Origin of the sequence: Proteus sp. FME41, from assembly GCF_014897315.1 — a bacterium.
In the GTDB taxonomy this organism is placed as follows: Bacteria; Pseudomonadota; Gammaproteobacteria; order Enterobacterales; family Enterobacteriaceae; genus Proteus.
Genome location: NZ_JABUYL010000042.1, coordinates 1 through 9,126, shown reverse-complemented (window position 1 = coordinate 9,126; position 9,126 = coordinate 1). Strand labels below are relative to the sequence as shown.

The 9,126-nt window shown below is 43.4% G+C and carries 7 protein-coding genes and 1 pseudogene; 6 read left to right on the top strand and 2 right to left on the bottom strand.

The annotated features are described in order from the left end of the window. Both INT04_RS19410 and INT04_RS18870 read left to right on the top strand, forming a co-directional pair. Window positions 1-1,669 (top strand): site-specific DNA-methyltransferase (locus INT04_RS19410; protein WP_226894191.1); only part of this gene is annotated, 1,669 nt, incomplete at its 5' end. Window positions 1,670-1,673: 4 nt separating this feature from the next. Further along, on the top strand, window positions 1,674-4,301 hold the full coding sequence (locus INT04_RS18870) for a DEAD/DEAH box helicase family protein (RefSeq protein ID WP_193017570.1): 2,628 nt from the start codon (window positions 1,674-1,676) through the stop codon (window positions 4,299-4,301). A gap of 39 nt (window positions 4,302-4,340) precedes the next feature. On the opposite strand, the gene INT04_RS18865 is transcribed toward INT04_RS18870, so the two are convergent. Together INT04_RS18865 and INT04_RS18860 are read right to left on the bottom strand one after the other, a co-directional pair. Next, window positions 4,341-4,925, bottom strand: a complete 585-nt coding sequence (locus INT04_RS18865) for a tRNA modification GTPase (RefSeq protein ID WP_193017569.1) — start codon at window positions 4,923-4,925, stop codon at window positions 4,341-4,343. A gap of 12 nt (window positions 4,926-4,937) precedes the next feature. After that, complete coding sequence (locus tag INT04_RS18860; RefSeq protein WP_193017568.1) at window positions 4,938-6,047, bottom strand: MobA/MobL family protein; 1,110 nt, start codon at window positions 6,045-6,047, stop codon at window positions 4,938-4,940. A 165-nt stretch (window positions 6,048-6,212) separates the two neighbouring features. On the opposite strand from INT04_RS18860, the gene INT04_RS18855 reads away from it, so the two are divergent. From INT04_RS18855 to INT04_RS18840, 4 genes and pseudogenes are all read left to right on the top strand, one after another. After that, window positions 6,213-6,668, top strand: a complete 456-nt coding sequence (locus tag INT04_RS18855; protein ID WP_193017567.1) for a conjugal transfer protein TraD — start codon at window positions 6,213-6,215, stop codon at window positions 6,666-6,668. 591 nt (window positions 6,669-7,259) lie between these two features. Beyond that, complete coding sequence (locus INT04_RS18850; RefSeq protein WP_193017566.1) at window positions 7,260-8,216, top strand: replication initiation protein; 957 nt, start codon at window positions 7,260-7,262, stop codon at window positions 8,214-8,216. Window positions 8,217-8,423: 207 nt separating this feature from the next. Then, window positions 8,424-8,654, top strand: a complete 231-nt coding sequence (locus tag INT04_RS19405) for a hypothetical protein (RefSeq protein ID WP_226894190.1) — start codon at window positions 8,424-8,426, stop codon at window positions 8,652-8,654. 277 nt (window positions 8,655-8,931) lie between these two features. Then, window positions 8,932-9,126, top strand: a pseudogene (locus INT04_RS18840) (site-specific DNA-methyltransferase); the annotation flags it as partial.

Here is a 9,126-nt window from a genome sequence, read left to right as displayed (position 1 = left end):
TTTTGATAAATTGTGCAAACTTCTGAAATACAAAGAATACTGGGCAAACAGCTTCACTAAATACCGCAATAAAGTGGGATTAACCAGTGAAGGTAAATACCTTGATTACAGCTCTGACGTAGTGCTGGACTTTCCTTTTAAGGATTGCGTGCTTGAAGGTGGTATGACCAAAGAAGAACAGGGGAAGGATGAAATCTACTACAATGAAATCATTGCTCGTGATGAAATTGACACTTTATTTTCACTCAAAGCATTCACCAATGCTAAGCGATATACCAAAGAAGCTGTAAAAGAAAATATCACCCAATTTAACGATAATGAAAATCTAATAATTAAGGGAAACAATCTCATTGCACTACATTCAATAAAAAAAATTTACGCAGAAAAAGTGAAATTAATTTATATAGACCCACCTTATAATACAGGAAATGACAGTTTTAAATATAACGATCGATTCAATCGATCAACATGGCTGACATTCATGGAAAATAGGCTTCAGGTAGCTAAAGAAATACTTTCTGATGATGGGTTTATTTTTATTCAATGTGATGATAATGAATCGGCATATCTTAAAATTTTATGCGATTCAATTTTTGGAAAAGAGAATTACAGGAATTCAATCTATTGGCATAGAACCTACGCAGGGAAAACTGTAAAAAGTAAGCTGCCATGGAATACAGATACAATATTATTTTATTCCAAAAGAGAAAGTTCATTATTAGAACCATACACAGCGGAACTCAGTACTGCTGACATAAAATCCTATAATAAGGATGATTTTGATGGAAGAGGTAAATACAACACTGTTAGCTTACAAAAAACAAGCTCACCAGGGCCACAAACAACTTATGATTATATAGATAATACAGGTAAAAAATGGATCTGCCCTGAAAAAGGGTGGAGAATGAACAAAGAAAAACTAAAGGCTTTGGAAAACGACAATAGGTTATATATTACTGACAAAACAATAAGAGAAAAATATTATCTTAAAGAAAGAAAAGAGATCGGAAAACAAATAGATAATTTTTGGCATGACATTGGAAATTTAAATAGGGTTTCTGATATTGCTTTTATTGATGGACAAAAAACCGAAAAATTAATGCAACGGATAATTAGCCTTGCTTCTAAAGAAAATGATATCGTCTTAGACTTTCATCTTGGTAGCGGAACAAGTGCAGCAGTCGCCCATAAAATGGGACGTCGCTATATCGGCATTGAACAGATGGATTATATCAATGAGATCACCGTGCCACGTCTGCAAAAAGTCATTGCCGGAGAACAAAGTGGTATTTCAAAAGACGTTAACTGGCAGGGAGGCGGCAGTTTTGTCTATGCAGAGCTGATGGAGTTGAACGCCTACTTCGTACATGAAATCCAGAAAGCGCAATCCAATGAAGAACTGGAAAAACTTTTTGCCGTGATGAAAACAGAAGCACACCTCAATTACCAAGTAGCGTTGGAAAACGTGCTGTCTGCTGAGTACGAGATGGACGGCATTCCGCGTAAAGTCGCGTTCAGTGAACTGGAGTTGCACGAACAGAAACAACTGCTGATTGAGATCCTCGATAAAAATCAGCTTTATGTGAACGCCTCCGAGATAGACGACAGTGACCTGAATATCTCAGAGAGTGACAAAACCTTTACCCGCAGCTTCTACGGGATGGAGTAACAGCATGGCGAAGAAACCGAAATCCGCCGGCGGTGAGAAGCTGCTGTTTAACAAACTTAACCAATTTGATGAGCCGGGGCTGTTCCACGACCATTATGAGACGCCGGATTATATTCAGGCAAATCTGAAAGATACCCTGCGCCCGTATCAACACGGCGCGTTGCGTTACCTGCATTACACGCAGCGTAAACGGGATGAGGCGCAACTGCATTACCGTCACCTGCTGTTTCACATGGCGACTGGTGCCGGGAAAACGATGGTGATGGCGGGCACGATACTCTATCTGTTTAAAGAGTACGGGTATCAGAACTTTATCTTCTTCGTGCATACCGACGCGATTATCCAGAAAACCCGTGAGAACCTGCTTAACCCGCAGTCGCCGAAATACTTATTCAGTCAGGAAGTCGAAATCGACGGGGAAAAAATCACCATTGCACCGGTGGAGACGTTCCCGTCTGCGCCGGAGCGCAACACAATTTACCTCAAGCTCTCGACCATCCATAAGATGCACGATGAGCTGAACAGCTACCGTGAAAACAGCATCACCTACGAGGATTTAAAAGAAATTCCATTAGTGCTGCTCGGTGACGAAGCGCATCACTTCAACGCCGGTACGAAAGCCAAAGGAAAAGCGAAAAACTCATCGGAGAACGAGGAGCAGACTTGGGAGCGCACGATTGAGAACATTCTCGACCTGCGACCAGATAACCGCCTGTTCGAGTTCACCGCCACCATTGACCTCGCGAATAAAGACATCGGGCAAAAATACCGTGACAAAGTGGTGTATCAGTATGATTTAAAACAGTTCATGTCAGATGGTTACTCGAAAAAAGTCATGTTACTGGAAGCGAACCAGAACGACACTGACAAGATGCTCGATGCGGTACTGTTAAGCCAGTACCGTAAACTGGTGGCAGCGGATCACGATATCACCGGCTTCAAACCGGTCATTTTGTTCAAATCGAATAAAATCGCCATCTCGAAAGCGAAGCAGGATGAATTTTCGCAACTGATTGCCGCACTGACACCCGAGAGCGTCAGACGCCATCTGGCGAATAAAAAAGTACAACTCAGCTCTGACACCAGTATCTGGCACAAAGTGATACAGCGTTATGCCGACAGCGATTTGGGAACTGTTACCGGACAGATTCAGGAAGATTTTAACGATTTCAACCTGCTGAACGTCAACAAATCAGACCTGCTGGAAGAAAACCCCGTTCTGCTGAACACGCTGGAAGAAGTCGATAATCCGGTAAGAGCCGTTTTTGCTGTGGCGAAAGTCAATGAAGGCTGGGACGTACTCAATCTCTATGACATTGTCCGTATCAGTGAGCAGGCGAGCAGCAGCAAAACTGGCACGGACAGCGAAGCCCAGCTTATCGGACGCGGTGCGCGTTACTACCCGTTTGTTTATGACGGTAAACGCAGCTTCACCCGCCGGTTTGATAACAGCGCAAAAGCGTTAAGCGTACTGGAGCAACTGCACTACCACACCATCAATGAACCGGCGTATATCAAAACGCTGCACGCATCCCTTGAACAAGCAGACATTGACGCGCATCAGGATGGCGGCGGCACGGTTGAGCATGCCAGACTGAAAGCGGACTTTAAAAAATCCGCGGTGTATCAGACCGGGAAGCTGTATTTCAACGAAGTGGAAGAAATCGAGAGCAGCAGCCGTAACTGGGAAACGTACTCACTGGAAACGCGCTTTGAAATACCGTACCAAACTGCCGGTGAAGAGTCGCTGGACAACCTGACAGGAACAACGGGGGGCATTACAAAAGACGAACCGCTGGTATTGGATGCGCGTTTTTACCGCAAGGCGATGCAGAAAATCCGTTTCTACACACTGGATAACCTGCAACGTTTTTTCCCGAAGCTGACCACTATTCGAGAGTTTATCAACAGCAAGGACTATCTAGGCAAACTGGTCATCACTGTCACCGTGCCGCAGTCACTGGATTTCTCCGCCGTACCGGCAAAAGACAAACTGCATCTGCTGGAAACCGTCCTGCTGCGTATTGCAGAGAACATACGACGCAATGACCAGAAAGTGAAAGGCACGTACCGCTTTATCAGTCAGCCGGTGAAAGATGTTATCAAGGACTACAGCCTGCACATTGACCCGTCGGTTATCATTAACCAGAAAATAACTGCCACACAGACGGTCGGTAAAAAATGGTACGTGTATGACAATGCGATACTGAATCAGCTAGAGCATCGTCTGATAAAAACGCTGGAAACCTTTATGCCGAAACTCAAAGCCCGTTACGACGATATTTACGTGCTGCGTAACGATGAGCAGTCAACGCGCTTTAAGCTCACAGAATTCGGCGGTGTACGCGGTTTTATGCCGGATTTCATCATGATACTGACGCGCCATGCGGATAATACTTACTGGCAGGTTTTCCTTGAGCCGAAAGGGGATGATAGGTTGCAGGGTGACGCATGGAAAGAGCGAATGTTGGAAACCCTGAATGACCGTGAACGCATTGTGATTGATGAAAATGAGGACGTCAGACTGGTCGGGATTAAGTTCTTTGCTAACAGTCAGATGGACGCATTCGTCACCGACATGCAGAACAGGTTAAATGAGGGCGAACCACTAGAAACCACCTCGCTACTTTGACGACTTGCACGGGAAAACGGCGTATTCAGCGCCGTTTTTTTATTGTTTGATAATCAGATATGTGTCTTTTTTATCACCATATGACTGCCTTGTATCCACTTTCACACAAGGTTTTCCGTCACACGTGGAGATATCAGCCAGCGGGGCTTTTTTCTGCCAGACCGCTTCCATACGTTGCATTTTTGCAATTCGGTCATAGCCACTGTCGATAAAATAAAACATCCCCCAGAGACAGCCCCCCATGACAGCAACCATTGTCAGGGCGATATAAATCGCGGATTTCCACGTATAACGAGACATTTCACGTCGCATTGCACTCACGGATTCATTAGCTGCTGTAACCACCTGATTGAGTGCATTAACGGCGGGTTTCTGATGCGCCAATCCCGTTTGTTTGAGTTCTTTTTCAACCTGAGTTAAAGCGGTACTCACCGATTGTCTGACCGTGTCGGTCATCTTACCGGAAGCACTGTCCATTTCATGAATCACTTGCGCCAATTGTGCTGTCTGGCGGCTTAATTTAGCTGATTCCGCCTGAAATTCATCAATCAATGCAGCAACGCGTTTCTCTTGTGCTTGCTGATGACCAATCAGCGCGGCAATTTTTTTAATCTCATCGTTCATATTTAATCCTGTCTATCGAGAAAATGACCAGCCTTTATCCGGCTTTTGTCGTTTCTGCTCGGCGAGTCGCTGCCGTTCTTTTTCCTGCTGACGTTGCTTCTCAGCCAGTCGCTCACGCTCCTGTTGCCTGACCAGTTCCTGATGAATATTCTGAAACTCTGCCATCGAGTCATTAATCAAGGATTGAAGGTCAATCTCTTCTTGTATCTCACTCAAGACATCATTGACCAATGGTGTTAGTTTTTCAGGCTCTTTTTCAAAATCAAACGTTCTGCCCTGAGCCTCATCTTGCGTCACATCCCATTTAGGAGTTTCAGTGACGCTCTCCCGCTCTGCGAGGGCTTCCCGTAATGACGTTGTCACATCAATCACGCTGTCGCGTTCATCACGGCAGTGCTGAGCCTGTCGCTCCGCTTCTCTGCGCTCCATCACCGCGTGTAACTGCTCAGGTTCAAACTTCCTGACCTGTCCCGCGCCAAAATGTCGCTCCGGCTCACGCTCAAGCCCCTGTTCTTTCAGGGAACGCGCATCCACACGGTCAGGATGCTGATAACGCTCAAGATGGTTATTTTGTAATGTTGCCCAGCGTTCCCGCTGCGCGATAAGGTATTCCTTGCGTTCTGTCGGCGTTTCGCCGAACCGCACCTTTTTCGCGCCGCCGCGCTCAGGCTCTTTACTGTTCGCCCGTTTAAAATACTGCTGCGGGTCACGCTCGATACCGTCATTAAGCCGTTCAGAAAACATAATATGCGCATGCGGTTGTTCACCGCCCTCAATCGCCGCTCTGGGGTTATGAATAGCAAATTGATAGACGTGCCGGTCGCCAATTTCCTGTTGAATAAAATCACGAACAAGCTCAAGGCGTTGTTCAGGTTTCAATTCACGCGGCAGGGCAATTTCAATTTCTCGGTAGGTACAGCCGTTGGCACGTTCAAACGTGTCCGCAGCTTTCCAAAACTCGGACGGTTTATGCGCTGCCCACGCGGGCATATTACCGGATTCCTTATGTTCAAGGTCATTGTCTTTTTCACGGGCATATTTTCCCTCACGCGCAATATAATCGGAATGGGAAGCGGCTTTGCCTTTCCCGCCGATTTTAACGCTGAGATGATAAGATGCCATGCTGTTTTCGCCCGCTGCAAGCGCGCACCGTTTCTAAACAAAGTGAAGAAACGTCTAAGTGCGCCCTATCAATAAAAAGGATGATAGGGATTGTAGTGGAATTTGACCTGAGTTGCCAATCATGAGCATAATTATTTCATTCTAAAAACAGCATGAGTGGTAAAGATGAAAAACGAAAAACAAGCAAAATGGCTCACAGACAGAGTGCAATATATCCGTGGTTTAAAAGCACCGAATGAGCAACAACGCTTATTGGTGATATTGCACGATAAAGCGGATAAAACCGCCCAAGAAATAAAAACGCTCTCATTGTTAATTCAGGCGGAGCGTGCAGCAGAAAAAGCCCAGGAAGCCCGCACGAAGGTGATGAATCTTATTCAGGCAGAGAAGCGTGCAGAAGCCAAAGCTGCCCGTAAAGCGCGTGACCATGCCCTTTATCAATCAGCGGGGTTACTTATTATGGCGGGGTTAGTGGACAGTCAAACGGGTAAGCCGGTAGATGACCCTGCCAAACTACTGGGGGCATTAGTCAGCTTGCATGAATTACCCCGTGAGAATCCCAAATGGGCAGAATGGAAAATAAAAGGGCAAGCATTACTCAATCAGAAAAAGGAAGATTAGAACAGGGTGTTAATGCCCTCTAAAACGCCACAGGAAGTTCGTGGAGAGGTTTTACTGGCTCGGTAATGGATTTCATCGCCTAATACTGAAAGCGTAGCACAGAAGCGCATACAACCACTTTCCTGATTGAGCCGTGAGCGAAGCGAACTCAATGACACGGGAAAAACAGCTACGCAGTGGCTGGATGGTCGGAGACAAAAGAAAGGGTCAGCGAGTTGCCCGAGCAAAGCGAGGGAGCTACTGAGGTGTTTTAGGTTTGTTTTGAAAAGGAGCAAACCTTGTTTGCGACATCCTTTTAACTACTGCAAATCGACGGCAGTTTTCTGATTTATCCACAGGGCTGGGATCTATTCTTTTTTATCTTTTATTCTTTCTTTATTCTAGCGTTTTTATTTCATTGATTTTAAACATAAAAAAAACACAAAGGTGATACGAAAATCATAAAAGGTGATATGAAAATCATAAAATAAACCTCAAAGGTGATACGAAAATCATAATATTCACAAAAAAAAACAAAAAAGTGATTGATTATAAATTAATATCACCTTTATGATTGGTGATATTAATTTTTCCAATATAACCGAGGTGTTGATGTCTGAGCTTGTTGTGTTCAAAGCAAATGAATTGGCAGTTAGTCGCTATGACCTAACAGAGCATGAAACTAAATTGATATTATGTTGCGTTGCTCTATTAAATCCAACGTTAGATACCCCGTCGAGAGCAGATAGAACAGTGTCTTTCACTTATCAGCAATATGCAAAGATGATGGGCTTATCACCAGATAATGCATATCACCGCTTAAATAAAGCGACTAGTGAGTTAATGACAAGAACCGTAGAAATAATCTATCCAACTGGAAGGATATCTAAGCGCATATTCCAGTGGGTAAATTACGCTGAGTTTGACAGAGAAACACAATCCTTATCTTTGGTTTTTAGTGAAGATATATTGCCTTATTTGTTTCAGTTGAAAAAATTCATAAAATACAATCTGGAACACGTCAAAGCCTTTGAAAATAAATATTCCATGCGTGTTTACGAATGGATACTCAAAGAATTAACTCAACGTAAAACTCACAAAGCAAATGTTGAAATTAGCATTAATGATTTTAAATTCATGATGATGATCGAGAAAAAATATAAGGAATTTAAGATCTTTAACCGAGACGTGCTAAAGCCTGTAAGTAAAGATTTGAATACCTACAGCAACATGAAGTTAGCAATAGAAAAGCGCGGTCGTCCTGCTGACACCCTGATATTTCAAGTTGAACTGGATAAGCAAATTGACCTTGTGACAGAGCTAGCTAAAGATCCAGTATCAAAAAAAGAAGATAAGGCAATCCGTTTAACGCCTGAAAATCGTCTTCATGAGGGACTAAAAACAACATTGCATGATGCTTTAACTGCAAAAATTCAGCTTACCGGCTTTGAAGCTAAATTTCTGAGTGACATGCAGAGCAAATATGATCTAAACGGCTCATTTACATGGCTGACTCAAAAACAACGAGCCACGCTAGAGAAAATTTTAGCTAAATACGGACGGATCTGAGGTATCTATGGCACTGGTATCAGTTACAGAGGCAGCCAGACTAACTGGAAAAAACAGAACAACAATACATCGCTATATTAAGCAAGGAAAACTGTCGCAAATTTCTGATGCAACAAACACAAAAAAAGTAGATACATCAGAGCTTATTCGTGTATTCGGCTCACTAACGGCGACACATGCAACACTGTCGCAAAGCGATGCAATGCAATGCAGCACGATGCAACACCTAAAACAGATCAATCCGTTGCACTGTTACAACAAAAAATTGCACTTTTAGAGCAACTGCTTGAAAACAAAAATAAAGAATTACAACGTCAGGACGAGCATATAGACAGCCTGAAACAAGCAATGCTATTAATCGAATCCAAGCTGCCGACAACACCGGAACCCATTGCACCAGTACCAGCCAAAAAACCGTGGCAATTCTGGAAAAAATAGCCGTTTGGTGTCAGTTTTATGCTGAACCCCAAATCGTCATTTTGATAACAAATAACCAACATAAAAATGGGGATTTTTATGGGTGGAATATAAGGAATTTCGAGCGACTGAGTGGAATTATTGGTCGAGTGCCTAAGTCGCATTACGCTTAAGCACCTTTATGTTAAATAACCATGTTTTTCCCAACTTTATCACTGTTCAATGATGAGCCTGTTTCTGTATCGTCAACCTTCCCCTATAATCCTTTTCATTTTTCAATCTGTCATAAGGCAATGACATGCAAACTAAATTAATCAGAGAACTGAACAACGTATTAAAAACGTTCCCTCAATTTTGGAATGGTGACGAATTACAACGCTCGAAGGTCGTTGATGCGATCGAAAATAAAAAACCGGACGTTATTAAAGCATTGGTAGCAAACGAAAAAATCAAAACCGTTTATAGTACGGAGATTGACGGTATTTTTATTTTT

What these genes read in the sequence shown, in the direction of transcription:
- INT04_RS18870 (WP_193017570.1), top strand. Translation starts at nt 1,674, where the DNA reads ATGGCGAAGAAACCGAAATCCGCCGGCGGTGAGAAGCTGCTGTTTAAC.
- INT04_RS18865 (WP_193017569.1), bottom strand. Translation starts at nt 4,925, where the DNA reads ATGAACGATGAGATTAAAAAAATTGCCGCGCTGATTGGTCATCAGCAA.
- INT04_RS18860 (WP_193017568.1), bottom strand. Translation starts at nt 6,047, where the DNA reads ATGGCATCTTATCATCTCAGCGTTAAAATCGGCGGGAAAGGCAAAGCC.
- INT04_RS18855 (WP_193017567.1), top strand. Translation starts at nt 6,213, where the DNA reads ATGAAAAACGAAAAACAAGCAAAATGGCTCACAGACAGAGTGCAATAT.
- INT04_RS18850 (WP_193017566.1), top strand. Translation starts at nt 7,260, where the DNA reads ATGTCTGAGCTTGTTGTGTTCAAAGCAAATGAATTGGCAGTTAGTCGC.
- INT04_RS19405 (WP_226894190.1), top strand. Translation starts at nt 8,424, where the DNA reads ATGCAGCACGATGCAACACCTAAAACAGATCAATCCGTTGCACTGTTA.